The sequence below is a fragment of the Salinicola sp. MH3R3-1 genome (assembly GCF_001937155.1).
Lineage (GTDB): Bacteria > Pseudomonadota > Gammaproteobacteria > Pseudomonadales > Halomonadaceae > Salinicola > Salinicola halophyticus.
The window spans coordinates 1-25,354 of sequence record NZ_MSDP01000010.1; the positions used below are offsets into that span (position 1 = coordinate 1).

General features: G+C 62.6%; 23 protein-coding genes. 15 read left to right on the top strand and 8 right to left on the bottom strand.

What is annotated here, in order from left to right:
- Window positions 1-506: 506 nt before the first annotated feature.
- On the bottom strand, window positions 507-1,706 hold the full coding sequence (tyrS, locus tag BTW08_RS07185) for a tyrosine--tRNA ligase (RefSeq protein ID WP_075561845.1): 1,200 nt from the start codon (window positions 1,704-1,706) through the stop codon (window positions 507-509).
- A 189-nt stretch (window positions 1,707-1,895) separates the two neighbouring features.
- On the opposite strand from tyrS, the gene BTW08_RS07190 reads away from it, so the two are divergent.
- Window positions 1,896-3,011, top strand: coding sequence for an anhydro-N-acetylmuramic acid kinase (locus tag BTW08_RS07190; RefSeq protein WP_075561937.1), 1,116 nt, complete (start codon window positions 1,896-1,898; stop codon window positions 3,009-3,011).
- Between the two features lie 55 nt (window positions 3,012-3,066).
- Here the strand turns inward: BTW08_RS07190 and BTW08_RS07195 are convergent, their stop codons facing one another.
- Together BTW08_RS07195 and BTW08_RS07200 are read right to left on the bottom strand one after the other, a co-directional pair.
- Window positions 3,067-4,209, bottom strand: coding sequence for a PilT/PilU family type 4a pilus ATPase (locus BTW08_RS07195; protein WP_075561846.1), 1,143 nt, complete (start codon window positions 4,207-4,209; stop codon window positions 3,067-3,069).
- Window positions 4,210-4,243: 34 nt separating this feature from the next.
- Window positions 4,244-5,278 (bottom strand): type IV pilus twitching motility protein PilT, encoded by a 1,035-nt coding sequence (locus BTW08_RS07200; protein WP_075561847.1) that lies wholly within the window; start codon window positions 5,276-5,278, stop codon window positions 4,244-4,246.
- Window positions 5,279-5,318: 40 nt separating this feature from the next.
- Between BTW08_RS07200 and BTW08_RS07205 the strand changes: the two genes are divergently transcribed.
- From BTW08_RS07205 to metW, 5 genes are all read left to right on the top strand, one after another.
- Window positions 5,319-6,029, top strand: a complete 711-nt coding sequence (locus BTW08_RS07205; protein WP_075561848.1) for a YggS family pyridoxal phosphate-dependent enzyme — start codon at window positions 5,319-5,321, stop codon at window positions 6,027-6,029.
- Between the two features lie 61 nt (window positions 6,030-6,090).
- Window positions 6,091-6,930 (top strand): pyrroline-5-carboxylate reductase, encoded by an 840-nt coding sequence (gene proC, locus BTW08_RS07210; RefSeq protein ID WP_075561849.1) that lies wholly within the window; start codon window positions 6,091-6,093, stop codon window positions 6,928-6,930.
- A 54-nt stretch (window positions 6,931-6,984) separates the two neighbouring features.
- Window positions 6,985-7,575, top strand: coding sequence for a YggT family protein (locus tag BTW08_RS07215; protein WP_075561850.1), 591 nt, complete (start codon window positions 6,985-6,987; stop codon window positions 7,573-7,575).
- A 169-nt stretch (window positions 7,576-7,744) separates the two neighbouring features.
- On the top strand, window positions 7,745-8,902 hold the full coding sequence (locus BTW08_RS07220; protein ID WP_075561851.1) for a homoserine O-acetyltransferase: 1,158 nt from the start codon (window positions 7,745-7,747) through the stop codon (window positions 8,900-8,902).
- Window positions 8,902-9,498, top strand: coding sequence for a methionine biosynthesis protein MetW (gene metW / locus BTW08_RS07225; RefSeq protein WP_075561852.1), 597 nt, complete (start codon window positions 8,902-8,904; stop codon window positions 9,496-9,498). Before BTW08_RS07220 ends, metW begins: the two co-directional genes overlap by 1 nt.
- Here metW and sfsA read toward each other — a convergent pair.
- Window positions 9,495-10,256, bottom strand: coding sequence for a DNA/RNA nuclease SfsA (sfsA, locus tag BTW08_RS07230; protein ID WP_075561853.1), 762 nt, complete (start codon window positions 10,254-10,256; stop codon window positions 9,495-9,497). The two genes, metW and sfsA, sit on opposite strands and share 4 nt — an antisense overlap.
- A 257-nt stretch (window positions 10,257-10,513) precedes the next feature.
- On the opposite strand from sfsA, the gene dksA reads away from it, so the two are divergent.
- Complete coding sequence (gene dksA, locus BTW08_RS07235) at window positions 10,514-10,951, top strand: RNA polymerase-binding protein DksA (protein WP_075561854.1); 438 nt, start codon at window positions 10,514-10,516, stop codon at window positions 10,949-10,951.
- 19 nt (window positions 10,952-10,970) lie between these two features.
- Here the strand turns inward: dksA and BTW08_RS19440 are convergent, their stop codons facing one another.
- Window positions 10,971-11,102, bottom strand: a complete 132-nt coding sequence (locus BTW08_RS19440; RefSeq protein ID WP_280951151.1) for a hypothetical protein — start codon at window positions 11,100-11,102, stop codon at window positions 10,971-10,973.
- On the opposite strand from BTW08_RS19440, the gene gluQRS reads away from it, so the two are divergent.
- The 8 genes from gluQRS (at window position 11,101) to BTW08_RS07275 (ending at window position 19,619) form a co-directional block, all read left to right on the top strand.
- Window positions 11,101-12,003, top strand: coding sequence for a tRNA glutamyl-Q(34) synthetase GluQRS (gene gluQRS / locus BTW08_RS07240; protein ID WP_075561855.1), 903 nt, complete (start codon window positions 11,101-11,103; stop codon window positions 12,001-12,003). The two genes, BTW08_RS19440 and gluQRS, sit on opposite strands and share 2 nt — an antisense overlap.
- 1,134 nt (window positions 12,004-13,137) lie before the next feature.
- On the top strand, window positions 13,138-14,571 hold the full coding sequence (gene pcnB, locus BTW08_RS07245) for a polynucleotide adenylyltransferase PcnB (RefSeq protein WP_075561856.1): 1,434 nt from the start codon (window positions 13,138-13,140) through the stop codon (window positions 14,569-14,571).
- On the top strand, window positions 14,564-15,061 hold the full coding sequence (gene folK / locus BTW08_RS07250) for a 2-amino-4-hydroxy-6-hydroxymethyldihydropteridine diphosphokinase (RefSeq protein ID WP_075561857.1): 498 nt from the start codon (window positions 14,564-14,566) through the stop codon (window positions 15,059-15,061). Before pcnB ends, folK begins: the two co-directional genes overlap by 8 nt.
- A 220-nt stretch (window positions 15,062-15,281) precedes the next feature.
- Window positions 15,282-16,073 carry a 3-methyl-2-oxobutanoate hydroxymethyltransferase gene (gene panB / locus BTW08_RS07255; RefSeq protein WP_075561858.1) on the top strand — a complete coding sequence of 264 codons (792 nt, stop codon included), beginning with the start codon at window positions 15,282-15,284 and terminating at the stop codon, window positions 16,071-16,073.
- Window positions 16,073-16,948: a pantoate--beta-alanine ligase gene (panC, locus tag BTW08_RS07260; protein ID WP_075561859.1), complete on the top strand. Its 876-nt coding sequence runs from the start codon at window positions 16,073-16,075 to the stop codon at window positions 16,946-16,948. Before panB ends, panC begins: the two co-directional genes overlap by 1 nt.
- An 8-nt stretch (window positions 16,949-16,956) precedes the next feature.
- A complete protein-coding gene (locus BTW08_RS07265) occupies window positions 16,957-17,445 on the top strand; it encodes a GNAT family N-acetyltransferase (RefSeq protein WP_075561860.1) in 489 nt (162 codons plus the stop codon).
- A 51-nt stretch (window positions 17,446-17,496) separates the two neighbouring features.
- Window positions 17,497-18,453, top strand: coding sequence for a type I pantothenate kinase (gene coaA, locus BTW08_RS07270; protein ID WP_075561861.1), 957 nt, complete (start codon window positions 17,497-17,499; stop codon window positions 18,451-18,453).
- Between the two features lie 140 nt (window positions 18,454-18,593).
- Window positions 18,594-19,619 (top strand): acyltransferase, encoded by a 1,026-nt coding sequence (locus BTW08_RS07275; protein WP_075561862.1) that lies wholly within the window; start codon window positions 18,594-18,596, stop codon window positions 19,617-19,619.
- Window positions 19,620-19,712: 93 nt separating this feature from the next.
- On the opposite strand, the gene pnp is transcribed toward BTW08_RS07275, so the two are convergent.
- The 3 genes from pnp to BTW08_RS07290 form a co-directional block, all read right to left on the bottom strand.
- Window positions 19,713-21,842 carry a polyribonucleotide nucleotidyltransferase gene (gene pnp, locus BTW08_RS07280; RefSeq protein ID WP_075561863.1) on the bottom strand — a complete coding sequence of 710 codons (2,130 nt, stop codon included), beginning with the start codon at window positions 21,840-21,842 and terminating at the stop codon, window positions 19,713-19,715.
- Window positions 21,843-22,061: 219 nt separating this feature from the next.
- Complete coding sequence (locus tag BTW08_RS07285) at window positions 22,062-23,639, bottom strand: aldehyde dehydrogenase (NADP(+)) (protein ID WP_075561864.1); 1,578 nt, start codon at window positions 23,637-23,639, stop codon at window positions 22,062-22,064.
- Between the two features lie 308 nt (window positions 23,640-23,947).
- Window positions 23,948-25,318 carry an enolase C-terminal domain-like protein gene (locus tag BTW08_RS07290; RefSeq protein WP_075561865.1) on the bottom strand — a complete coding sequence of 457 codons (1,371 nt, stop codon included), beginning with the start codon at window positions 25,316-25,318 and terminating at the stop codon, window positions 23,948-23,950.
- Window positions 25,319-25,354: the final 36 nt, after the last annotated feature.

Genomic DNA, 25,354 nt, shown 5'->3' on the forward strand with positions numbered 1-25,354 from the left:
AATTACCTGATCGATTGTTAAAGAGCGTCCTTACTTGAAGCGCTTTGCTTCTGCCATCGAACCCAAGTGCTTGTCAGCGCTTGTTTTCTGGGCCGCCGTAAGGAGTGGCGTATTTTAAGGATCTGGGTGAGGATGTCAACGTCTTTCTTGTCGAATCCTGCCTGGCGCCGTTACTGCTTGTCGGTGCCGATCCTTGAAGAACTGGGAAGCAATCTTACTGGCTTCACCGCCTTGCGTCAACCGATTTATTCAATCAAATCAAACGCTTGGAATCCTTCTCGCTGTCCCCGAAGACCTCTCTCGGCGGCAGCGGATGCGTACTTTACGGACCCGCTGCCGAGTTGGCAAGCCCTTCATGACAACTTTTTGACCCGCCTGGATTTATGCGGACCCGCTGACGGCCTCGCCGCCCTTCCTTCAGAAACCCGAACGCCCGCGCAGGGCGGGCGTTTCAGCACTGTTCAGCGAATTCGATTCAACCTGTCAGCGATTCGGCTCCACCTGACCTAGCCAAGCGTGACACGCGCGTAGCGCTTCTTGCCGGCCTGAATCACGTAGCTCTTTCCGGTGTCGAGCATTGCGCTCTTGGCTGCGACTTCGCCATCGACCCTGACTCGACCATTGTTGAGCATGTCCTTGGCCTGGGCGCTATTACCAACCAGCCCTGCTCGGTTGAGTACCGCAGCGATCGGCGCCTGCGCTGCGCCTTCGAAATCGACCTCGACTTCCGGCAGATCAGTCGGTAGCTCTCCCTCCGCCAGCTGATTGCCTGCGGAGCGGTGCGCATTCGCTGCCGCTTCTTCGCCGTGGTAGCGCGTGATCAACTCTCTTGCCAAGGCCATCTTGATATCACGCGGATTCGCGCCTCCGTCTATCTCCTGGCGAATCGTTTCGATCTCTTCGTTGGATTTCAGCGACAGCAGCTCGAAGTAGCGCCACATCAGGCCGTCCGGCATCGACACGATCTTGTTGAACATCACACCCGGCGAATCGTCGACACCAATATAGTTGTTCAACGACTTCGACATCTTCTGCACACCGTCGAGACCCTCGAGCAGCGGCATGGTGATGACGACCTGCGGTTCCTGGCCGAAGTGCTTCTGAACTTCGCGCCCCATCAGCAGGTTGAACTTCTGGTCGGTGCCGCCCAGCTCGATGTCCGCCTTCAGCGCCACGGAGTCGTAGCCCTGCACCAGCGGATAGAGAAACTCGTGAATGGAGATCGACTGTCCGGCGCGATAACGTTTCTCGAAGTCGTCGCGTTCCAGCATGCGCGCCACGGTGGACTGCGCGGAAAGCTCGATCATGTCCGCCGCCGACATCTCGCCGAACCACTCGGCATTGAAGCGCACTTCGGTCTTGTCGGGATCGAGAATCTTGAAGACCTGCTCTCGATAGGTCTGGGCGTTGGCCTTGACCTCTTCCTCGGTGAGCGGCTTGCGCGTCACGTTCTTGCCGGTGGGATCCCCGATTCGGCCAGTGAAATCGCCGATCAGGAAGATCACTTCGTGGCCAAGATCCTGAAACTGGCGCATCTTGGTCAGCAATACGCTATGCCCCAGATGCAGATCGGGGGCCGTGGGGTCGAAGCCTGCCTTGATGCGGAGCTTGCGACCGGATTCGAGCTTTTTCACCAGCTCATCTTCGATCAGAATCTCCTGCGTACCGCGCTTGATCAACGCCAGCGCCTCATCGACCTCGGCCATCGTATCCGTCTCCCTTACCAACGCTATCGAGCTTGAAAGGCGGCAATATTAGCACGAGTCTTTGACCTCCGTTGAACCACGCCCCGGGCCCGGACCAGCGTGCTAACTTGCGGATTCATGTCGCCGGCTCGCGCTATCGATTCACGCTATCGATTTACGCTATCGATTTACAACAACGAGGGAGAATTCATGTCACTGTTCGTGGGCTTGATGTCCGGCACCAGCCTGGACGGCATCGATGCGGCACTGGTAGAGATCGCCGATGACATCGACCAACGCCCGCGGCTGATCGATGCCCTGTGCCTACCGCTGGGCGAGAAGCTCGGCAACGCCCTGCTCGAACTGACGCAGGCGTCGCGGGTGAGCTTTGCGGCACTGGGCGCCACCGAAAGCGCCTTCTGCGACCGCCAGGCCGAAGCCGTACGCCAGCTGCTGGCGCGCCACGACCTGACGCCTGAAGCGATCACGGCCATCGGCAGTCACGGACAGACCATCGAGCATGCCCCCTACGCAGACGCCCCTTTTACCTACCAGCTCGACAACCCCAGCCGTCTGGCAGAGCTGACCGGATGCCAGGTCGTCGCCGACTTTCGCCGTCGCGACATGGCGGCCGGCGGCCAGGCCGCGCCGCTGGCGCCGATTTTCCATCAGGCGCTGTTTACCGATCCCGTCCGCACTCGGCTGGTTCTCAATCTGGGCGGTATCGCCAATCTGACGCGACTCGGCCCTGCAGATTCATCGCTACCGGTCGTCGGTTTCGACACCGGCCCGGCGAATCTCCTGATCGATGCCTGGCATGCTCGGCACCGAGGTGGGCCAATCGATAAAGACGGCGACTGGGCCGCCAGCGGCAGCATCGATGAACTCTTGCTCGAGCGTCTACTGGACGAGCCGTACTTCGCCTCCGTCCCACCCAAGAGCACAGGTCGGGAGCAGTTCCATCTCGGCTGGGTGGAAAAGAGATTGCGCGGGGACGAAGTGCCGGCCAACGTTCAGGCCACATTGGCGGAGCTGACCGCAGCCAGCGTGGCGCGGGCCGCGCGTGAGTACATCGATGACGGCCATACCGATCTGATCGTCTGCGGCGGCGGGGCTCATAACCGCCATCTCATGCAGCGTTTGGCAACGCATCTGCCCGGCGTCGCGTTGTTGCACTGCGAGGATTTTGGCTGGTCGGCCGACTGGCTGGAAGCCGGCGCCTTCGCCTGGCTGGCCTGGCGGCGGATTCACCAACTGCCAGGCAACCTGCCGGAAGTGACCGGCGCCAGCGGCCCTCGCGTGCTGGGCGGCGTCTACGCGTCCTGACCGACCGCCGACCAAAGCTCACCTCAGGCTTGCTTCTCCTTCTAGGCCAGCGGACTCATTGTCGATCGGGGTCGTCGATCAACGAAAACCGGGCACCGTCGTCACCCCGATCTCCGGGACGTCGCCGCTCGCCATATCGAATCAGCATGCGCAGATCGTTGGCTGAATCGGCGTGGGCCAGTGCCAGCTCTTCACCGATATCGCCACGCCGGAACAGCTCGTAGAGCGACTGGTCGAAAGTCTGCATGCCCTGCTCGCGGGAGCGCCGCATCAGATCCTTCAGTTCAGCCACCTCTCCGCGCCGGATGAGCTCGCTGATCAATGGCGACTTGAGCAGAATCTCGGTCGCCACACAGCGCCCGGTGCCGTCCAGACGTGGCAGCAGCCGCTGGGCGACCACGGCACGCAGGTTGAGCGAAAGATCCATCCACATCTGATCCTGACGCGACGGCGGAAACAGGCTGAGGATGCGCTCGATCGCCTGATCGGCGCTGTTGGCGTGAAGCGTCGCCAGGCATAGATGCCCGGTTTCGGCGAAGCTGAGCGCCAGCTCCATGGTATCGCGGCTGCGGATCTCGCCGATCATGATGACATCCGGGGCCTGACGCAGCGCATTTCTCAACCCCACCTCGTAGGACTCGGTATCGATGCCCACTTCGCGCTGATTGATGATGCCGCGCTGATGCGGATGCATGTACTCGATCGGGTCTTCGATACAGATGATATGGCCGCCGACCGTGCGGTTGCGATGCTGGATCATCGATGCCAGCGTCGTCGACTTGCCGCTGCCGGTACCGCCCACCACCAGTACCAGCCCGCGCCGGATCGAGGCCAGCGTCGCCGTCACTTCCGGCAGTCCCAGCGACTCGAGATCGGGGATATCGAACGCGATGCGACGTACCACCATGGCCGGCTGGCTGCGCTGAAAGAAGGCGCTGACCCGAAAGCGCCCCTTGCCGCTCAGGCTCAGGGCAAAATTGGCTTCGTGCTCGACCTCGAACGACTCCCGGCGCCCCTGAGGCAAGGCGACGGCCACCAGCTCGCGGACCTGCTCCGGTTGTAGCGGCGCGTCGCCTAACGCTACCAGCTTACCGTCAAGCTTCAGACAGGGCGGCGCGCCGGTGGAAATCAGCAGATCCGACGCCTGCTTGGCCAGCATGATGTCGAGTAATTGTTCAAACCATTGAGAGGGAGTCATGACATGTCCTGAAAACCGGAATCAGGGACCCGATTCACTGATCGAGCCCGGCGCGCGATTTGGCGTGGGCTTCCTGGCGTGTCACCAAGCCTTCGGCCACCAGGTGGGATAACGCCGCATCCAGCGTCTGCATTCCCAGGCTGCCGCCGGTCTGAATCGCCGAATACATCTGCGCGACCTTGCCCTCCCGAATCAGGTTGCGGATCGCCGACGTGGCCACCAGGATTTCGTGGGCGGCGACACGCCCACCGCCGTCGCGCTTGAGTAGTGTCTGAGAAATCACCGCCTGCAGAGACTCGGACAGCATCGAACGCACCATGCCTTTCTCGTCCCCCGGGAACACATCGATGATCCGGTCGATGGTCTTGGCCGCCGACGTCGTGTGCAGGGTACCAAACACCAGGTGGCCGGTCTCCGCCGCGGTCAGCGCCAGTCGAATGGTTTCCAGGTCGCGTAGCTCGCCCACTAGAATCACGTCCGGATCCTCGCGTAGCGCCGAACGCAGAGCGGGCGCGAACCCCTTGGTATCACGATGGACTTCGCGCTGATTGACCAGGCAGCGCTTGCTTTCGTGGACGAATTCGACCGGATCCTCGATGGTCAGAATATGTTCCTGGCGATTGCTGTTGATGTAGTCGATCATCGCCGCCAGCGTCGTCGACTTGCCGCTTCCGGTCGGCCCCGTGACCAGCACCAGGCCCCGCGGCAGCATCGCCAGGCGCCGGAACACATCGCCCAGCCCGAGGTCGTCGAGCGTCAACACGGTGCTGGGAATGGTCCGAAACACGGCGCCCGCCCCGCGCCCCTGGGTGAAAGCGTTGACCCGAAAACGCGAAACTCCGGTCACCTCGAACGAAAAATCGGTTTCGAATACGGCCTCGAAATCGCGGCGCTGACGATCGTTCATCACGTCGTAGATCAGACGACGCACCTGGCTGTCGTCCAGCGCCGGCACGTTGAGTCGGCGCATATCGCCGTCAACCCGTATCATGGGCGGCAATCCGGCCGAAAGGTGCAGATCTGAGGCGTCGTGCTTTGCCGAGAACGCCAGCAGTTCGGTAATATCCATGGGCTTTTATTCGCTCCCCTGCGTAAGGTCGCTAATTAGTATGGCAGAAGCATCGGTGTCCGAGTCCTTATCCCGTGCCCGCGAGCGCCTCGTAGCGGCGCTGTCTGCTGCCGGTCGTCCGGATGATGCCGCGCATCTGCTTGCTGTCAGCAAAACCAAGCCAGCGGACATGCTGCGCCAGGCCTATATCGCCGGTCAACGCGCGTTCGGCGAGAACTACCTGCAGGAAGCCCTGGACAAGCAGCAAGCACTGGCCGACCTCGACGATATCGAGTGGCATTTCATCGGCGCGCTGCAATCGAACAAGACTCGCGAGGTGGCCGAGCACTTCGATTGGGTGCATGGCGTCGACCGGGAGAAGATCGCGCGGCGGCTTTCCGAACAGCGTCCGGCCGAGCGAGGCTCCATCAATATCTGCCTGCAGCTCGATGTCAGCGGCGAAGCCAGCAAGGCGGGTGTCGAGCTGCAGGCGTTGCCGGCGCTTGCCGAGTCGGTTCTGGCGCTGCCCAATCTGCGTCTGCGCGGGCTGATGGCGCTACCCGCGCCCAGTGACGACCCCGAGCAACAGCGCCAGGCCTTCCGCCAGGTCGCTGATGCACTGGCAATGCTCCGAGAGCGTTTCCCCGAGGCGCCGCTGGACACGCTATCGATGGGCATGAGCGGCGACCTGGAAGCGGCCGTCGCGGAAGGCGCCACCATCGTGCGTCTGGGCACCGCCATTTTTGGCAGCCGACCGCCAGCCGGGAGTTGACCTCACCGATGCCTTGCCCTTTTCGCCGCCGGACCCCCGAACGTTTCCAGAGGACTCAGCCATGACCGACTCGCCTCAGGCCAGCCGTATCGTCTTTATCGGTGCCGGCAACATGGCCAGCGCCATCTTCGGCGGCATGCTCGACAGCGGTTATCCCGCCGAGGCCATCGTCGCCACGTCGCGCAGCCAGGAGAAGCGCGATGACATCAGCCAACGCTACGGCATCCGCACGATGCAGGATAACCTGGCCGCCGTGCAGGAGGCGGACGTCGTGATTCTGGCGGTCAAGCCACAGATGATGCGCGACCTGTGCCTGTCGCTGAGAGAGGCCGTCCAGGTACGCCGCCCGCTGGTCGTCTCGGTGGCGGCCGGGCTCGATGCCGCGACGCTGGATGGCTGGCTGGGCGGCGGTCTGGCTCTGATTCGCTGCATGCCCAATACGCCCTCGTTGGTCGGCGCCGGCGTCAGCGGTCTCTATGCCAACGATCGCGTCAGCGATGGCGAGCGCCAGCTTGTCACCGAACTTCTGACCTCGGTAGGGCTGGTCGAATGGGTCGATCAGGAAACCCAGATCGAAGCGGTCACGGCCATTTCGGGCAGCGGCCCGGCCTACTTCTTTCTATTCATGGAGTCGCTGGAGGCCGCCGGGATCGAACTGGGCCTGCCGGCAGAAAGCGCCCGCCGCCTGGCATTGCAGACCGCCTTCGGGGCCGCCAAGATGGCGCGGGAGAGCGAGTTCGACCCTGCCGAGCTACGCCGTCGCGTCACCTCTCCCAATGGCACCACCGAGCGGGCCATCAACGCTTTCGAGGAAGCGGGCCTGAGGGATATCGTGGGCCGCGCGACCCAGGCCTGCGCCGAACGCGCCCGCGAACTGTCTCGTGAATTGTCACGCGAATGAAACCAAGATCGAACCCAGTCGGACTGGAACCCGCCGAATCACTAGGAGAACGTAATGGGCAGTAATCTCGGAAGCGCCGGCTTGATGCTGGTCAACACGCTAGTCAACGTCTATTTGTTTGTGTTGATGCTGCGCTTTTTGCTGCAATTCTCGCAGGCGGACTTCTACAACCCTCTGAGTCAGGGAATCGTCAAGGCGACCCAGCCGGTGGTCGCGCCGGTACAGAAAATTCTGCGTCCGGTCGGCCGGATCGATATCGCCACCCTGTTCGTGGGGTTTCTGCTGAAAGTGCTCGTGATCATCGCGATCTTCCAGATCGCCGGCTTCGGCATGCCGCCACTTCAGGGGCTGCTGCTGGCCGGTATCGCCGGTGTTCTCAACGCGATTCTCAAGATCTACTTTTTCGCCCTGATCATCATGATCATCCTGAGCTGGGTGGCACCTCGAGCCAGCCATCCTGGAGCGCTGCTGGTCATGCAGATCGTTGAACCGATCATGGCGCCGGTGCGCCGTGTGATCCCGCCGCTGGGCATGATCGATCTCTCGCCGATCGTGGTGTTCATCATCATCAACCTGCTCGACAGCGTCGTGGTGGGTTCGCTTGCCCGCGCCGCGGGCTTGCCGGGTGCGCTGATCGGCTTCTGAATCGTCGCGATCGCGGCCCCGTGGCTGTTGCAGCGTCAACTGCCGCAGCGCCATCAGGGCCGCGGTTCCATCGCCATGGCGACGTCGTGATTGCCGCGGCGGCGCTCGGGCGCACCCGAGAACGTCCTCGGTGACGTGCCCCTGCTGAACCTGGAGATTACCCCGCTTCATGTCCGCTTCCTTCCCGTCCGATTCGGTCGGCGTGGTCACACCGCAAATCGCGACGTTCGAGTCGCCGCTGGCGCTGGCCTGCGGCAAGACCCTAGAGCGCTTCGAACTGGTCTACGAGACCTACGGGACGCTGAATGCCGAGCGCAGCAATGCGGTGCTGATCTGCCATGCCCTGTCGGGACATCACCATGCCGCGGGTTACCACACGGCCGATGAACGCAAACCCGGCTGGTGGGACGCCTACATCGGTCCCGGCAAGGTGATCGACACCGATCGCTTCTTCGTCATTTCGCTCAATAACCTGGGCGGCTGCCACGGCAGCACCGGCCCCGCCAGCCTCAATCCGCAGACCGGCCACCAATGGGGCCCGACCTTTCCGGTCATGACCGTGGCGGACTGGGTCCACAGCCAGGCTCGCCTGGCCGATCAGCTGGGCATCGAACGCTTCGCCGCCGTGGTCGGCGGCAGTCTGGGCGGCATGCAGGCGATGCAGTGGACGATTGCCTATCCGGAGCGTGTCGCCAACGTCGCCGTGATCGCCGCCACTCCGCGTCTATCGGCGCAAAACATCGCCTTCAACGAGGTGGCGCGTCAGGCAATCCGTTCGGATCCGGATTTCCACGACGGCTGGTATGCCGACCACGAGGCGATCCCCAAGCTCGGCTTGAAGCTGGCCAGGATGATCGGCCATATCACCTATCTGTCGGAACACTCGATGGGGTCGCGCTTCGGCCGCGACCTGCGCAGCGATCAGCTGAACTTCGGCTACGACGTCGAATTCCAGGTCGAATCCTATCTGCGCCATCAGGGCGATACGTTCTCGACCCGCTTCGATGCCAATACCTATCTGTTGATGACCAAGGCGCTGGATTACTTCGATCCCGCCGGACAGCACGGCGGTGATCTGGCCGCGGCGCTGGCCCCGGTGGCCTGCCCTTATCTGGTGGTCAGCTTCACAACCGACTGGCGTTTCGCCCCGGCACGCTCGCGGGAGCTGGTCAGAGCGCTACTGCGCGCCGGCAAGTCGGTCAGCTATATCAACGTCGACTCGCCCCACGGCCACGACGCCTTTCTGTTGCCCAACGAGCAATATGAAGCCGTATTCGGCAGCTACATGCGGCGCATCCACGCCGATATCACCGGGGAGACAGCCTGATGCGCGCGGATCTCGAACTGATCTACGACTGGATTCCCGAGCATGCCCGTATTCTCGACCTCGGCTGCGGCGATGGCACGCTGCTGGCGGCACTGGCGCGCCACAAGAATGTCACCGGCTACGGCCTCGAGATCGATCCCGACGGCATCGCCGCCTGCCTCGGCCAGGGCGTCAACGTGCTCGAACAGAACCTCGATGACGGGCTCGGCAACTTCGTCGACGATGCCTGCGATCTGGTGATCATGACCCAGGCGCTGCAGGTGTTGCGCCGCCCCGACGCCATGCTCGACGAGATGCTGCGCGTAGCGCCGGAGTGCATCATCGCCTTCCCCAACTTCGCCTACTGGAAGCACCGCCTGCACCTGACGTTCCGCGGTCGCATGCCGGTGTCACGCTCGCTACCGCACGCCTGGTACGACACGCCCAACATTCACCTGTCGACGTTTCAGGACTTCGCCCAGCTGTGCCGCGACAAGGGCGTCACCATCGTCGACGAGGCGGTCGGTAGCGCCGATCACGAAGGCCACTGGACCTCCCGCTGGTGGCCCAACCTGTTCGGTGAAACCGCGATATTCCGGGTTCGCCGCGGACGTTAGCCCTGGGCTTCATCCGAGGATGACCAGCGGCGTTCGATATCCACGTCCAGCTGGCGATCCAGCGTGATCGCCACGGGCCGGTCCGGCGCGAGAGTCACGCGGCAGCCGTAGGCCACTATCTCCACGCCACGCTCGGCCACCGCCTGCAGTGTCCGCGCATAGGCCGGATCGAGATGCGCCGCGGGTGCCACGTCATCGATGCCGGTATGCGCCGCGCAGAACAGCAGCACGCTGCGCTGCCCCCGGTCGGCGAGATCGGCGAGCACATCGAGATGGCGTCGGCCCCGCTCGCTGACGGAGTCGGGGAAATAGCCGTGCCCATCGTTTTCCTTGAGCGTGACCTGTTTGACCTCGACGAACGTGTCGCTTCCTTGCGCGTCTCTCAAGCGGAAATCGAGCCTGGCGCCCTCGACGTTGACCTCGCGCTTGAGCTCGGCGAAACCCGCCAGCTCGGGAATGACGCCCGCGAGCAGGGCTTCCTCGACCAAGGCGTTGGCCCGCCCGGTGTGCACCGAGACCCGATCCACACCTCCCTTTCCGTCTGGCAGTTCGATCAGCTCCCAGGTCCAGCCGAGCTTGCGCGACGGGTTGGTGCTCGGTGAAAGCCAGACCCGGCAACCGGGCGCGTTGACGGCTCGCATCGAGCCGGTATTGGGGCAATGGGCCACGACTTCGCGACCATCCTCGAGCTCGATATCAGCCAGGAAACGTTTATAGCGTCGCAGCAGAATGCCGGGGACGAGAACGGGATAATTCATGCAGTGCCGATCCGTTGAGCGGGAAGTGGGATAGAGACGCGATGCCAACGGTGCGGGCCCGCGCCATGGCGGCCCGATCCACTGTCGATCCGCCGATGACGCGAACGCAAGATGAGAAAAATAAAGTGCCCGTCGGGTTGCAATGCGGCAACTTTTTCGCTAAATAAGCATGGCTTCGGGCAGTGGCAGTCGCTGCCCACGGCCGATACCCGGCCAGATGACACGCGTCACGACACTTGCGTAACGAGGCAGCCCCCATGCCAGTAGCGGAAAAGAAAGCGGAAGCGCCCAGTCAATTCACCCCGTACCAGTCGGCGCCGGGTGAAGAGTATATGAATGAAAAGCAACTTGCGCACTTCCGTGAGATCCTGATGGGCTGGAAGCAGGATCTGATGGAAGAGGTCGACCGCACGGTTCGCCATCTGCAGGAAGAGGCCAACAATTTCGCCGACCCTGCCGATCGCGCCACGCAGGAAGAGGGGTTCAGTCTGGAACTGCGCACCCGTGATCGCGAGCGCAAGCTGCTCAAGAAGATCAACGAAACGATCGAGAAGATCGACGAAGATGACTACGGCTTCTGCGAAGCCTGCGGCGTCGAAATCGGCATTCGCCGTCTCGAAGCCCGCCCCACGGCCACGCTGTGCGTGGACTGCAAGACACTGGCCGAGCTCAAGGAGAAGCAGCTCGGCGGCTGAGCGACCTCGATGGCGGTCGTCACACGGCGGGCACCTTCAGCGGTGCCCGTTTTGCGTTCTGCAGGGCCATATTCAGAGCCATTCTCCGTGCGCCGCGCCAGCGGTTTCCCGCCATCAGCATCGCCATGCGTCGAATCACGAGCCATGCCATGACCGTTCCCCTCGCGTCGACTCCCAACTATATCGGCCGCTTCGCCCCCACTCCCTCGGGCCCTCTCCACATGGGTTCGCTGGTGGCGGCGGTAGGCAGCTGGCTGGATGCTCGAGCCGTCGGCGGCCGGTGGTTGCTGCGGATCGAGGATATCGACCCGCCGCGCTGCCCGCCGGGCGCCGCCGACCAGATCCAGCGTCAGCTGGAAGCCTTCGGCCTGACCTGGGACGGAGAGATTCGCTACCAGAGCGAGCGCAACGACGCCTATCAGGCCGCGCTGGACCGGCTGATCGCTGCCGGCATGGCTTATCCCTGTGGCTGTTCACGTCGGGAGTGGCAGCATGAGGGGTATTACCCTGGCTGGTGCCGGCAAGGCTCGCGACATCCTGCACGGGCGCAAGCCTGGCGCCTGCGTACCGACAGAGGCATCCAGCCCGTAACGTGGCAGGACCGGCTGTTCGGCCACCAGTGCCTCGATCCGACTCGCCAGGGCGATGTGGTCATCAAACGCAAGGAAGGACTCTGGGCGTATCAGTTGGCCGTGGTGGTCGATGATGCGGACCAGAATGTCACCGATATCGTCCGCGGTTTTGATCTGCTCGATAACACGCCATGGCAGCGCCAGCTCCAGGTCGCTCTCGGCTATCCGGAACCGCGCTATCTGCATCTCCCGCTGATTCTGGGCGACGACGGTCAGAAGCTCTCCAAACAGAACCTCGCGACCGCCATCCCCGATGATGGCGACGTCGCTCGGCCGCTGCTTCATCAAGCGTTGCAGCTGCTCGATCAGCGCCCCCCTCGCACACTACGCCTGGCGCCGGTTGCCGATCAGCTCGCCCACGCCTGCCGAAACTGGTCGCCGGACTCGATGAGCGCAACCTCCGGCCGGGCTCAAGACTGAACCTGCGCGGCAACAATCCGTTCGGAATCTCGCCCTCGCTATGCGACATCTCCTTTTCACCTTGCCCCGAGGCAGACGAAGCCGAGTGAGCCAATGGCTCGAGAGCGCTTTTCCCACTCGGCGGAAAGCTCCTCGCCCATTCGGCTGAAGACTATTGTCTAAGCGCAACCTGCGCCGTTTTGCGTCACCCTGTCGCCATCGCACGGGGTGCACCACAAGCATGCATCGACGGCTCAGCATGCCCCGTCATGAATCAGCACAATCGGCCACACCAGGAACCAGAGCGAACCTGGCACGACGAAAAAACCGTATCTATTTGTATTTTATTTAAAAAATATGGAGTGGCACGGCAAGTGCAGTAACTAAGACAAGAAAAACAACAGCGGGCGCCGATCAATCCCCAACAACAATCCTCGATCGGATGACCCCTAAGTGCCGACACAATCACAATATGGCACTCAACCTGGAAGGCAGATCGTCAACGGCCCCACAATAAAAATCCTGGCCGAAGGCACGAACGAGAGCGCGAACAACAACAATCGTTCTCGAGCCGAAGCAAAATCAGGACGCGACGCTCTTCATCGACGGGGCAACAATAACAAGCCTCCCCGAGGTCTGAAGACTTCTCGGAACAACGACAACAACCGAGAAAGGGCATTGCCTGTCGTGGTTGGATTATTGTTTTGAATACGAGGTGGTCGCTACACAGCAAGGCTGACAATGACAAGCCAAAAGCTGTAATCGCCGTTAGCGACTGTGTTGCGTATTCAAGGCGATGCGCCATCACGAACAAAAAGAAGCGGCATGGACGTTGCGAAGCATCTTTAGAGGGGAGGCCTACCGGGTCTCCCCTTTTACTATGGCCACTATTCACTATGGCCACTGCGTACTATGGCAACTGCGTACTATTGCCACCTGAGTACTATTGCCACCTGAGTACTATGGCCACCTGTGTACTATGGCCACCTGTGGCAATCCCGGTCCCGCGATGACGCCGATATCCGGGCTTTTTCAAGGCCCCAAACCCGCATCAGCCATATCCTTTTCCGCTTCCCCGTCATGACCGTTGCCTTTGCAAGGCTTCGGGGCTCCGCTACACTGGAGTTTTGCTACCTCGCGAGTCGACTTCGCCGCATGTTCAAAGGATTTTCCCGTTTTCTCCAGCGTCCCGGTGAGCGTTTGAAGACCCTCTTCAACCCGGAATCCGCACAGGCTGGCGAAGACGCAACGCCTACCCGAAAAGTCCTGCCTCGCGACGAACACAACGTCTCGCGCCAGAATCTCAGTGAAAGCGCCCTCAAGGTACTGTATCGACTGAACGGTGCAGGCTATGACGCCTATCTGGTCGGGGGCTGTATTCGCGACTCGCTGTTGGGCAATCGGCCCAAGGATTTCGATGTCGCCACCAACGCCACCCCCGATGAAGTCCGCCAGCTGTTCCGCAACTCTCGCATCATTGGCCGCCGGTTTCGTATCGTCCACGTGCGCTTCGGACGTGAGGTCATCGAGGTAACGACCTTCCGTGGGCGTCACGGCGAGGAGCACACCGGCAATGTGAGCCAGCAGTCCGACGACGGCCTGCTGCTTCGCGACAACGTCTGGGGCAGCGTCGAAGAAGATGCGATTCGTCGCGACTTCACCGTCAATGCGCTCTACTACAGCGTCACCGACTTCGCCATTCACGACTGGACCGGCGGCCTGCAGGATCTCGATGATCGCGTTCTGCGGATGATCGGCGATCCGGAAACCCGTTACCGCGAGGACCCGGTTCGCATGCTGCGCGCCGCACGCTTTGCCGCCAAGCTCGACTTCCGGATCGCTCCAGAGACCGAAGCACCGATTCGTGAACTGGCACCGCTCCTCTTGCAGATTCCGCCGGCGAGACTGTTCGAGGAAGTGCTCAAGCTGTTTCTCTCCGGTCACGCCCTGCAAAGCTTTCGCGTGCTTCGCGAACGCGGACTGTTCGCCATGCTGTTCCCCGAGAGCGACGAAGCCCTCAACGAGCAGCCGTGGGCGGTCAAGCTCGTCGAGCAGGCGCTGGCCAATACCGATGCGCGAATCGCCCAGGAGCGTCCGGTGACGCCCGCGTTCCTGTTTGGCGCCCTGCTATGGCCTTGCGTCCAGCAACGCACGCCGCGCATCGCCCACGAGCAGGATCTGCCGGAGATTCCGGCACAGCAGGCGGCAGCGCAGCAGGTCATCAGTCGCCAGTTGCAGCACACCTCGATTCCCAAACGCTTCAGCATGCCGATGCGTGACATCTGGGAGCTGCAGCAGCAGCTACCCCGTCGTCGCGGCCGCCGGGTTTTTCAGACGCTGGAGCACCCGCGTTTCCGTGCGGCGTACGATTTCCTGCTGCTGCGAGAGGAATCCGGTGAATTGACGCCGGGCCTTGGTGAATGGTGGACCGAATTTCAGAAAGCCGATGACGACGGCCAGCGTCAACTGATGGCGGATGCCGATGGCGGTCCTCCTGCCGACGGCCCGAGCGGCAAGCCTCGTCGACGACGCCCGCGCAAGCGCCGGCGCCCGACCAACAAGCCGACGCCCCCGACGCTGGATGACTGAACGCCGGCCTGCTGCCCTGGCCTATATCGGCCTGGGCAGCAACCTCGATGCACCACGCGATCAGCTCGAGCGAGCGCTGGCGACGCTGGCATCGCTACCGTTAAGCGAATGCGTCGCCTGCTCGTCGCTCTATTCGAGTTCCCCGGTCGGCCCTCAGGATCAGCCGGACTTCATCAACGCCGTCGCTGCCATTCTCACCCGCCTCTCGCCATTGGCACTGCTCGATCAACTGCAGGCGCTGGAGCAACGTCATCGGCGAGTGCGCGATCGTCATTGGGGCCCGCGAACGCTGGATCTGGATCTGCTGTGGTACGACGGTCTCTCTCACCACTCTCCACGCCTGACGCTCCCCCATCCTGAAATATTCCGCCGCCGGTTCGTGCTCGAGCCGCTGGCCGAAATCGCTCCGACGCTGACTCTGGACGGCGAGCTGCCACTGACACTGGCAGACAGGCTCGAGGACCAGACGCTGTCTCGGCTGGGAGAGTGACTCCGGCGTAACGGCATCTCGCGTACCGGCCATGGGAAAGGACCGGGTATGAGAAAGGATCGGGCATGCCGCCAACGTCGAGTTGCGTCTTGTCGACAACCCATTACACTCTGCTCCGCATCGTCTCTTCGGGGGCGACAAACCGGCGTCCGTCGCCCTGCCGCGTCGGGTCCATCGTCGGCGTCTGCGAGCGAGGCTCGCTGTTCTTGGGAGAGAGAGCATGAAGCGCGTCACCCTCAATACGCTACGCGACTGCAAGGCGCGCGGAGAGGCTTTCAGCTGCCTGACCGCCTATGACGCCACCCTGGCGCGTTGCGCCGACGCGGCCGGTATCGACGTGCTACTCGTCGGCGATTCGCTGGGCATGGTACTTCAGGGTCATGCCAGCACCCTGCCGGTTACCCTGGAAGACATCCGTTATCACACCGCCTGCGTGGCCCGCGGCAAGCAGCGAAGCCTGCTGATGGTCGATCTGCCATTCATGAGCAACGCCGATATTGGTCAGATGCTGCGCGACGCCGGCGAATTGATGCGCGCCGGCGCCGAGCTGATCAAGATCGAAGGCGAAGCGTGGATGGCCGACGGCATCCGCGAACTGTCGCGTCGCGGCGTGCCGGTCTGTGCCCACCTCGGCCTGACCCCGCAGAGTGTCCATCAGCTGGGCGGCTTCAAGGTCCAGGGCAAGGCGGACGACGACGCCCGACGGATAATCGATGACGCCCGGCAGCTGGTCGAGGCCGGCGCGTCCGTCATCCTGCTCGAGTGCGTACCCCGGGCGGTCGGTCGAGCCGTGCGTGAGGCCGTCGATGCGCCTGTCATCGGTATCGGCGCCGGGCCGGACGTGGACGGACAGATTCTGGTCATGCACGACACGCTGGGCCTGAACAGCGGCTACGTACCGCGCTTCGTGCAGAATTTCCTGAGCGGTCAGGAAAGCATCGAGGCGGCCTTCAGAGCCTATGACGAAGCGGTCAAATCGCGCCGCTTCCCGGCCGAGGAGCACTGTTTCTGATGCAGACGCTCCACGAGATCGCGCCGCTGCGTGAAACCCTGCGTGAGCACCGGATGGCCGGCCGGCGCATCGCGCTGGTGCCGACCATGGGCAATCTGCACGAAGGTCATCTGGCTCTGGTCGATCGAGCACGGCAGTTGGCCGACGTGGTCGTGGCGACGCTGTTCGTCAACCCGCTGCAGTTCGGCGCCGGCGAGGACTTCGGCCAGTATCCGCGTACCCTGGAAAGCGACCGCGACCAGCTGACGGCGCACGGCTGCGATCTGCTGTTCGCTCCCGGCGTCGAGACGCTCTATCCCCGTGGGCTGGCAACCCAGACCCAGGTTCACGTGCCGGACGTCTCCGAGGGGCTCTGTGGCGGCAGCCGTGTCGGCCACTTCGACGGCGTCGCCACGGTGGTTTCCCTGCTGTTCCATCTGGTCCAGCCGGACATCGCCTGTTTCGGCGAGAAGGACTTCCAGCAGCTGGCGGTGATTCGCAAGCTGGTCGCCGATCTGCACTTCCCCATCGAGATCGTCGGCGTGCCGATCGTGCGCGCTGCGGACGGCCTGGCGCTCTCCTCGCGCAACGGCTATCTGACGCCGGATCAACGAGCACTCGCCCCGGTCCTGCAGCAAACGCTGGCGCGCTGTCGGGAGGCCCTGAGTCGCGGCCAACCGCCCAGTGCCGCCCTTCACGAGGCTTCGTACGCATTGCAGGAAGCCGGCTTCCGACTCGACTACCTCGAACTGCGTGGCCAGGATCTCTCGCCTTTCGAACCCGGTCGGGATACCCAGGCCCAGCTGCTGGCTGCCGTCTATCTCGGCTCGACACGGCTGATCGATAACGTTGCTATCGCGCTTCCGTCAACCGGAGCCGACCGTCGATATGGCTGACCTTCGACATGCCTGACAGTCACTGGCGTCCGGCTCGCCCTGCCGATGTCGCCGCTATCGTTCACTGGGTCGAGACGCCAAAGGCGCTCGAACGCTGGGCCGGACCGGGGCTCACCTGGCCCACCGAAGGCACGACGCTATGGCAGGAGATCGACGCCAGCGAGAACGCCTCGTTCTGTCTCGTCGCCAACGATGCCCCGATCGCGTTCGGCCAACTCGTGGACAAGGGCGAAAGACGCGCGCATCTGGCTCGAATCATCGTATCGCCCGACCACCGTCGCCAGGGTCTGGGCGAGCGCCTATGCCAGCATCTCATTGCTGAAGCGCATCAACGTGGCGCTGACACGGTGACGCTCAACGTCTTCGTCGACAATCTCGCCGCGATCGATCTCTATCGCCGGCTGGGTTTCGTCACCCATGGCCCGATCGACACCCGTGGCATTCAGCCCATGCAGCTGCGACAATTTATCCACGATGTCGACAATATAGATCCATAGCCCTTGGCGGCCTTTCGACCCCGCCGCCAGCTCGTCAGCGAAAGAGACCCGATGAATCAATTGAGACCGGACCCGTTCTCTCCGTACCAGTTCTACACGGCCGAGCAGTGGGCCGCATTTCGAGCCGACACGCCGCAGACGCTCTCCGCCGAAGAGCTTCGACGGCTGCGTTCGCTCAACGATCCGATCGATCTGGGCGAAGTGCGGCGGATCTACCTGTCCTTGTCCCGGCTGCTCTCTTCTTACGTCGAAGCGAGTCAACGGCTCTACGCCCAGCGCAAGCGCTTCCTGGATATCGACGATACCCAGAAGACGCCCTTCATCATCGGCATCGCCGGCTCCGTCGCGGTGGGCAAATCGACGACTTCGCGTATTCTCAAGGAGTTGCTGGCGCGCTGGCCGTCGAGTCCCAAGGTCGACCTGGTCACGACCGATGGCTTTCTCTATCCCAATGCCGTGCTGCGCGACAAGGATCTGATGGCCCGCAAGGGCTTTCCGGAGAGCTACGATATCGGCGCCCTGCTGCGCTTCCTGTCCTGGATCAAGGCCGGCGCCCGCAACGTGCAGGCGCCGCTCTACTCGCACCTGACCTACGATGTGCGCGAGCACGACTATCAGACCGTCGACTGCCCCGACATCCTGATCGTCGAGGGCATCAACGTGCTTCAGGTCCGCGACCTGCCGGAAGACGGCAAGATGGTGCCGTTCGTGTCGGACTTCTTCGACTTTTCGATCTACATCGATGCCGAGGAGAACCATATCCACGACTGGTATCTGGAGCGCTTCAAGCTGCTGCGACAGACCGCTTTCCAGGACTTGGATTCGTTCTTCCATCGTTACGCCCAGATCGGGGAGACGGAAGCGGTGGAGATAGCCGAAGGACTGTGGCGAGACATCAACCGGCGCAATCTGCGCGAGAACATTCTGCCGACTCGCCCCCGCGCCGATCTGATCCTGCGCAAGGGCCGCGATCATCTGGTCGAGCAGGTCGCGTTACGTAAGGTCTGAAACCCGGTTTGATTCATGGTGGAACGGCCATTGGTCCCATCACGAACAGCGTTTTGTAATTTTTCGTCCAGATGGAGAACTTTTTCCGCCGCTGGCCTTCTGAGTGGACTCATCGTTCGTTCACGCTAGGGAAGGCAGCAATGTTGGTATCCGTACAGGCACTGAGAGCCCTGGCGGCATGGATCGTCGTTTTTCACCATTTCATGCAGGTGTTTTTCAGCTTCGATGCCAATAACTGGGTCGAGTATCTGTTCTCCACCCGCGGGCAAGTGGGTGTGGATATCTTCTTCGTCATCAGCGGCTTCGTGATCACTGCCTCGAGCCGCGGCAAAAAGCTGACGATGCCGCAGTTCCTGTTGCATCGCGTCGTCCGGATCGTTCCCGCCTACTGGCTCTATACCGCCATCACCGCGCTGGTCATCTATTTCGCCAGCGATGTCATGCCCGATTACGGCATGGGCCTCAAGCAGCTGGTTCTGTCGCTGTTCTTCATCCCCACGGAGAACCCGGCCGGTTACGGCTACTATCCGATCCTGCCGGTAGGCTGGACGCTCAATTTCGAAATGCTGTTCTACGTCGTCTTCGCCGCCTCGCTGGTGCTCAAGCGCGAGTGGCGACTATGGGCGGTGGTAGTGGCCATCATGGTGATCAATACGCTCTTCGCCCACCAGCCCTTCCTCAGCAATTTCTACACGGATCCGATCATTTTCCAGTTCCTGCTGGGGATGGGGATCGCCGTCGTCCATGGCCGTTACGGGATCCCCGGCGGCCGCTGGTGGCCGATCGGCCTGGCACTGGCCAGCCTCGCGGCGATTCTCTGCTTCAACGACCCTTCCGGCGCCACGCGCTTCTTCGCCTGGGGCTTGCCCAGCGCGCTGCTGGTGATCGCCTTCATCGGCCTGGAATCGCGCATCGGCGATAACCGTGTCGTCAAGGTGATGGGGGACTGGTCCTACTCCACCTACCTGCTGCACGTGATCGTGCTGTGGTCGGGCAACTACGTCCTGACCGAGCAGTTCGGCCTCACCCCTTACCTGGCGCTGGCGATCTGTCTGCCGATTATCGCACTCTGCTCCTGGCTTAGCTTCGAATTCGTGGAGAAGAAATTCTCGCGTCGGCTCAAGCGGCATCTACCGGCGCCACGCCCACGAACTGCCGCGGCGTGAGCTAATTCATAGAAACGCCCATAAAAAAACGCCCGGCCTGCGTGATGCAGGCCGGGCGTTATTGATGGAGCGCTGGCGGTTACCGCCAGAAAATCACTCTTCGGTGACGAGCGTCGCTTCGAAAGCGGCTTTCTCTTCCGGGGTGATCTCCTTGATCGACAGCTTCACGCGATTGCGGTTGTCGATATCCAGCACCTTGACCGTCACTTCCTGACCTTCGCTCAGGAAGTCTTTCACGTCGTTGACGCGCTCCGGCACGATCTGGGAGATGTGCACGAGACCGTCGGTACCCGGCATGAAGTTGACGAAGGCGCCGAAGTCGGCGAGACGCACGACCTTGCCGCGATAGAGCTTGCCGATCTCGGCTTCGGCGGTGATGCCGAGCACGGTGTCGATGGCGCGCTTGGCCGCGGAGCGGTCTTCGGCGTAGATGCGCACGGTGCCGTCGTCGTCGATATCGATCGAGGCGCCGGTCTCCTCGCAGATGCCGCGAATGGTCGCGCCACCCTTGCCGATGACGTCACGGATCTTGTCCGGCGAGATCTTGATCGTCTGCATCGCCGGCGCGTAGTCGGAGACTTCGTTACGGCTCTCGGCAATCACCACGTTCATCTGATCGAGGATATCGATGCGCGCCTGATGTGCCTGCTGCAGCGCGGTCTCCATGATCTCTTCGTTGATGCCTTCGATCTTGATGTCCATCTGTAGCGCGGTCACGCCGTTGACGGAACCCGCCACCTTGAAGTCCATGTCGCCGAGGTGATCTTCGTCACCCAGGATATCGGTCAGCACGGCGAAACCATCGTCGTCCTTGACCAGACCCATGGCGATACCCGCTACCGGCGCCTTGATCGGCACGCCGGCGTCCATCAGCGCGAGTGACGCGCCGCACACGGACGCCATCGAGCTGGAACCGTTGGATTCGGTGATCTCGGAGACGACACGGATGGTGTAGGGAAAGTCGTCATCGTTGGGCAGCATCGCCTGGATGCCGCGACGCGCCAGACGGCCGTGACCGATCTCGCGACGCTTGGGTCCGCCCATGAAGCCGGCCTCGCCCACGCTGTACGGCGGGAAGTTGTAGTGCATCAGGAAGCGATCCTTGCGCTCACCTTCCAGCGATTCGATCAGCTGGGCGTCGCGCAGCGTACCCAGCGTGGCGATGACCATCGCCTGCGTCTCGCCACGGGTGAACAGCGCCGAACCATGGGTGCGCGGCAGCACGCCGACCTTGATGTCCAGCGGCCGCACGGTCTTGTGATCGCGGCCGTCGATACGCGGCTCGCCGGCGACGACACGGCTGCGCACGGTCTTCTTCTCGAGACCCGCCAGCGCACCGGAGACTTCGTCGACACTGAACTGCGCCGCGTCACCGCTGGCCAACTGCTCGATAGCCTTGGTGCGGATTTCGGCCAGCGCGTCCTGACGCGCCATCTTGTCGGTGATGCGATAGGCTTCACCCACGGCGGTTCCGAAAGACGCCGCCATGGCCTGCTTGAGCTCGACGTTGTCGGCGGCCGGCTGCCAGTCCCACTTCGGCTTGCCCGCTTCGCTGACCAGCGACTTGATCGCATCGACCGCGACCTGCATCTCCTGGTGCGCGAACAGCACGCCGCCCAGCATCTCGTCTTCGGTCAACTCCTTGGCTTCGGACTCGACCATCAGCACGGCCTTGTCGGTACCGGCCACGACCATGTTGAGCTCCGACGTGGCGAGCTCTTCGACGGTCGGGTTGAGGAAGTAGCCGCGTGATTCGGTAAAGCCCACACGCGCCGCGCCGATCGGGCCACTGAACGGCAGACCGGAGATCGCCAGCGCCGCGGACGTGCCGATCATCGCGGCGATGTCGGGATCCTGATTGCGATCGGCGGACAGCACGTTACAGATGACCTGGACTTCGTTCATGAAGCCTTTCGGGAACAGCGGACGAATCGGCCGATCGATCAGACGCGAGGTCAGCGTCTCTTTTTCGGTCGGGCGCCCTTCGCGCTTGAAGAAGCCGCCGGGGATCTTACCCACGGCATAGGTCTTCTCCTGGTAATGCACGGAGAGCGGAAAGAAATCCTGGCCGGGTTTGAGCGTCTTGCGGCCAACGACGGTACACAGAACGACGGTGTCGTCCATGGTGACCAGCACGGCACCGGTGGCCTGACGGGCGATACGGCCAGTTTCTAGCGTGACGGTACTCGAACCGTACTGGAATGTGGTCTGAACCGGGTTCACGGGCTTTCCTTTACTTGTCGAATTCATTGGGTCGTTTTGACTCGGCGCTTATTCTAGGCGTTCGTCGCGGACAGGGCTACCGATCAGCGACCTTGGTCCCATCCTCTCCATCGGCGAAAACCGCAGCCCAAAACGCAACAAACCCCGCTCGAAAGCAGGGGTCGTGGATCCCTTCGGGGTTCAAGACCGCCGAGCGGCGGCCCTGAAATCGCAGGCGGATCAGGCCTCGCGCTTGCCGTCGACCAGACGCTTGAGTTTCAGCGGATTGCTCTGCTTGATCGCTTCCGGCAGCAGCGCGTCCGGCAGGTCCTGATAGCAGACCGGGCGCAGGAAGCGGAAGATCGCCGCCGTACCCACGGAGGTGGTGCGCGAGTCGGAGGTCGCCGGGAACGGACCGCCGTGAACCATCGCATCACACACTTCCACCCCGGTCGGCCAGCCGTTGACCATCACGCGGCCCGCCTTGCGCTCAAGTACCGGCAGCAACGCCTTGGCGGCGTCGAGATCGGCATCGTCCATCTGCAGCGTCGCGGTCAGCTGACCTTCGAGATGCTCGGCCACCCGCTTGAGCTCGGCGGCATCGGCACATTCGACCACCAGCGACGTGGCACCGAAGACTTCGTCCTGCAGCGACTTCTCGTTCAAGAAATCGTTGGCAGAAGTCACGAACAGCGCGGTCTGGCACTGGTTCGAACCATCGCCCTTCTCACCGCGAGCGACTTCCTTCGCCTTGCCGGTACCGGCCAACGCGTCAACGCCGTGCTGATACGCCTCCGCGATGCCTGGCGTCAGCATGGTCTGGCCTGCGCTGCCCTTGACCGCTTCACCCGCGGCGGCGACGAAGGCATCCAGCTCCGGACCCTTGATCGCGATGACCAGGCCCGGATTGGTGCAGAACTGGCCGGCACCCATGTTGAGCGACCCCACGAACGCCTTGCCCATCTCTTCGCCGCGTGCCTTGAGTGCTGCCGGCAGCGGGAAAACCGGGTTGATCGAGCTCATCTCGGCATAGAACGGGATCGGCTCGGGACGCGACTGCGCCGCCTTCCACAGAGCCAGGCCGCCGCTGCGCGAACCGGTGAAGCCGGCTGCCTTGACCCGCGGATCGGTGACCAGCGCGGTGCCGACTTCACGACCGGAGCCGTACATCAGCGAGAACACGCCTTCCGGCAGGTCGCACTTCTTGACCGCGGCCTGAATGGCACGGCCAACCAGCTCGCTGGTGCCGGGATGCGCACCGTGTGCCTTGACGATGACCGGGCAACCGGCTGCCAGCGCGGAAGCCGTGTCGCCGCCGGCCACGGAGAACGCCAGCGGGAAGTTGCTGGCACCGAAGACGACGACCGGACCCAGCGCGATGTGACGCTGACGCAGGTCGACCCGCGGCATCGGTTGACGATCCGGCAGCGCCGGGTCGACACGCACGTCGAGCCACTCGCCGGCACGCACGGTCTTGGCGAACAGGCGCAGCTGGCCACAGGTCCGGCCTCGCTCGCCCTGGATACGCCCCTGGGGCAGACCCGATTCGGCTACGGCACGCTCGATCAGATCATCACCGATCGCTTCGATCTCGTCGGCAATGGTCTCCAGAAACTTGGCACGCTCCTCGAGCGAGGTTTCGCGATAGCTGTCGAAGGCGCTCCACGCCAGTTCGCAGGCACGCTCGACTTCTACCTGGGTGCCGCCAGGATAGGCCGGCTCGAGACGCTCGTTGGTGGCCGGATTGATTGCCTGAATCGGGTCACGGCTGCCTTTCGCGGTCTGCTGACCGATCAGCATTTCACCTGTCAGATTCATCTTGCCTCCTGCAGTGGTGGTGGATACGGATTCTTCTTCAGCCTTGGCCGAGCGCAAATTGCGCTCTACGTGCCACGGACCGAGTCTTGCGAGACATTTCTTTTGTTGCGAAACGTTTTCTGGCAACGCTCTCGTGCACAGCGTCGTCTGCCACAGCTCGAATATGTCTTACCCAGCGTAGACCGTAAAAATCGACCTTAGAGATCGAGCGCAAAAATCGACCGAGGAAATCGGTCGTCGAAATCACGCTCGATCCGATCGGTTCACGCCAAGCCATAAATAGTAGGTGGGGATGCGCCACTCCCGTTTCAACGAACCAGCGCCGGACGATTGGGATCGAACTGCCAATCATCGATCAGATACTGCATGGCCATGGCATCGTTGCGGCCGCCAGCCGGCAGACTGCGATAGAGTGCGTTGGCCTGCTCGATCTGTTCCATATCGATTTCGATCCCGAGCCCCGGGGCATCCGTCACCGCGACCTTGCCATCGACGATCTGCGGCGGATTGCGGGTCAGACGAGCGTCGCCCTCCTGCCAGATCCAGTGCGTATCCAGCGCCGTGGTGCGACCGACGGCGGCGGCACCAACCTGAGCGAACATCGCAAGCGAGATATCGAAATGGTTGTTGGAGTGCGAGCCCCAGGTCATGCCGTGATCCTGGCACAGCTGAGAGACCCGCACCGCGCCCGAGAGCGTCCAGAAATGCGGGTCGGCCAGCGGGATATCGACCGAGCGCAGCATCAGCGCATGGGCCATTTCGCGCCAGTTGGTGGCGACCATGTTGGTGGCCACCGGCAACCCGGTGGCGTGACGGAATTCGGCCAGAATTTCGCGACCCGAGAAACCCTGCTCGGCGCCGCACGGATCTTCTGCGTAGGCGATCACGTCGTGCAGGTTCTTGCAGAGCCGGATCGCCTCGTCGAGCGACCAGGCTCCGTTGGGGTCGATGGTCGTGCGCGCCTCGGGAAAGGCCTCGTGAAGCGCGGTAACCGCCTCGATCTCCTGCTCGCCCGGTAGTGCGCCGCCCTTCAACTTGAAGTCCTTGAAGCCATAACGGTCGTGGGCCGCCTCGGCGAGTTCAACGATGCGCTGCGGCGTCATTGCCGCCTCGTCGCGCTGGCGATACCAGTCGTGGCTGACGCCGTCGGTACTGTGCCGCCCCGTTTCGCGATGATCCGTACCGCGACGATAGCCGAGCGGCGTCGCATGACCATCGCCAATGAAGAACAGATAACCCAGCACCTCGACGCTGTCGCGCTGTTTGCCGTCGCCTAATAGCTCGGCAACGGGCACGTCGAGGAACTTGCCGAACAGATCGAGCAGCGCCGCCTCGAGCGCCGCTACCGCGTTGACACGCAGTTCGAAGGTCCAGGATCCCTTGCCGAAATCCTCGAAATCGGCACCGCGACCGGCGGAATGCAGCGACGCCACCATCGAACGCAGTTTGCCGATGGGCTGGCCGACGACCCGCGATCGGGCCTGTTCGAGTGACTGCTGGATCGTCTCCCCGCCCGGCGCCTCGCCGACGCCGGTATGGCCCGCACTATCCTTGAGGATGACCAGGTTGCGGGTGAACCAGGGAGAGTGCGCGCCCCCAATATTGAGCAGCATGCTATCGCGGCCTGCGACCGGGATGACCTGCATTTCCGTGATGGTGGGCGTAGCGTGGCTCGGCATGGGAAGTCTCCGTCAAGACGATGCACGTTCGACGCC

Bases quoted from the DNA above. Each gene is read 5' to 3' on its own strand.
- BTW08_RS07265 (WP_075561860.1), top strand. From the start codon at position 16,957: ATGCCTGACAGTCACTGGCGTCCGGCTCGCCCTGCCGATGTCGCCGCT.
- tyrS (WP_075561845.1), bottom strand. From the start codon at position 1,706: ATGGCCGAGGTCGATGAGGCGCTGGCGTTGATCAAGCGCGGTACGCAG.
- BTW08_RS07285 (WP_075561864.1), bottom strand. From the start codon at position 23,639: ATGAATCTGACAGGTGAAATGCTGATCGGTCAGCAGACCGCGAAAGGC.
- gluQRS (WP_075561855.1), top strand. From the start codon at position 11,101: ATGACCGTTCCCCTCGCGTCGACTCCCAACTATATCGGCCGCTTCGCC.
- BTW08_RS07190 (WP_075561937.1), top strand. From the start codon at position 1,896: ATGTCACTGTTCGTGGGCTTGATGTCCGGCACCAGCCTGGACGGCATC.
- metW (WP_075561852.1), top strand. From the start codon at position 8,902: ATGCGCGCGGATCTCGAACTGATCTACGACTGGATTCCCGAGCATGCC.
- panC (WP_075561859.1), top strand. From the start codon at position 16,073: ATGCAGACGCTCCACGAGATCGCGCCGCTGCGTGAAACCCTGCGTGAG.
- coaA (WP_075561861.1), top strand. From the start codon at position 17,497: ATGAATCAATTGAGACCGGACCCGTTCTCTCCGTACCAGTTCTACACG.
- sfsA (WP_075561853.1), bottom strand. From the start codon at position 10,256: ATGAATTATCCCGTTCTCGTCCCCGGCATTCTGCTGCGACGCTATAAA.
- proC (WP_075561849.1), top strand. From the start codon at position 6,091: ATGACCGACTCGCCTCAGGCCAGCCGTATCGTCTTTATCGGTGCCGGC.
- BTW08_RS07290 (WP_075561865.1), bottom strand. From the start codon at position 25,318: ATGCCGAGCCACGCTACGCCCACCATCACGGAAATGCAGGTCATCCCG.
- BTW08_RS07220 (WP_075561851.1), top strand. From the start codon at position 7,745: ATGTCCGCTTCCTTCCCGTCCGATTCGGTCGGCGTGGTCACACCGCAA.
- panB (WP_075561858.1), top strand. From the start codon at position 15,282: ATGAAGCGCGTCACCCTCAATACGCTACGCGACTGCAAGGCGCGCGGA.
- BTW08_RS07195 (WP_075561846.1), bottom strand. From the start codon at position 4,209: ATGACTCCCTCTCAATGGTTTGAACAATTACTCGACATCATGCTGGCC.
- pcnB (WP_075561856.1), top strand. From the start codon at position 13,138: ATGTTCAAAGGATTTTCCCGTTTTCTCCAGCGTCCCGGTGAGCGTTTG.
- dksA (WP_075561854.1), top strand. From the start codon at position 10,514: ATGCCAGTAGCGGAAAAGAAAGCGGAAGCGCCCAGTCAATTCACCCCG.
- BTW08_RS07205 (WP_075561848.1), top strand. From the start codon at position 5,319: ATGGCAGAAGCATCGGTGTCCGAGTCCTTATCCCGTGCCCGCGAGCGC.
- BTW08_RS07275 (WP_075561862.1), top strand. From the start codon at position 18,594: ATGTTGGTATCCGTACAGGCACTGAGAGCCCTGGCGGCATGGATCGTC.
- BTW08_RS19440 (WP_280951151.1), bottom strand. From the start codon at position 11,102: ATGGCATGGCTCGTGATTCGACGCATGGCGATGCTGATGGCGGGAAAC.
- BTW08_RS07215 (WP_075561850.1), top strand. From the start codon at position 6,985: ATGGGCAGTAATCTCGGAAGCGCCGGCTTGATGCTGGTCAACACGCTA.
- folK (WP_075561857.1), top strand. From the start codon at position 14,564: ATGACTGAACGCCGGCCTGCTGCCCTGGCCTATATCGGCCTGGGCAGC.
- BTW08_RS07200 (WP_075561847.1), bottom strand. From the start codon at position 5,278: ATGGATATTACCGAACTGCTGGCGTTCTCGGCAAAGCACGACGCCTCA.